Origin of the sequence: Catenulispora pinisilvae, assembly GCF_015356865.1 — a bacterium.
Taxonomy (GTDB): domain Bacteria; phylum Actinomycetota; class Actinomycetes; order Streptomycetales; family Catenulisporaceae; genus Catenulispora; species Catenulispora pinisilvae.
Genome location: NZ_JAAFZA010000610.1, coordinates 1 through 409 on the forward strand (window position 1 = coordinate 1; position 409 = coordinate 409).

Below are 409 nucleotides of genomic sequence, written 5' to 3' on the forward strand. Positions count from 1 at the left end.
CCCCACCACCACGGTTGCTATCCCTGCAATACACAATCCTGGTCTTGCCTGGATGCAACTCCAGACCGACCCCAGCCATCCTGGACCGCAACCCGGCCAGGACCTGCTCCGCCTGCACCAACGTGCGACAGTGCACCACGCCATCATCGGCATAGCGTTCAAACGGACACCCCGGGAACTCCCGGGCCATCCAAGTATCGAACACATAGTGCAGAAACAGGTTCGCCAACACCGGAGACACCGCAGAACCCTGCGGTGTCCCCACATCACGATCAACCACCCCCCCGCCGGGCATGCACAGCCCAGCAGTCAGCCACCGCCGGACATACAACACCACCCAGCGGGCATCGGTATGGGCCTGCACACAAGCCACGATCTTGTCGTGTGGAACCGTGTCGAAGAACCGCCG

Annotated in this window: 1 protein-coding gene; it reads right to left on the reverse strand. The window is 62.3% G+C overall.

Annotated elements, in window-relative coordinates:
- Positions 1-409, reverse strand: a 409-nt coding sequence (locus IZR01_RS49590) for a reverse transcriptase domain-containing protein (RefSeq protein WP_228561492.1), incomplete at both ends; no start/stop codon positions are given.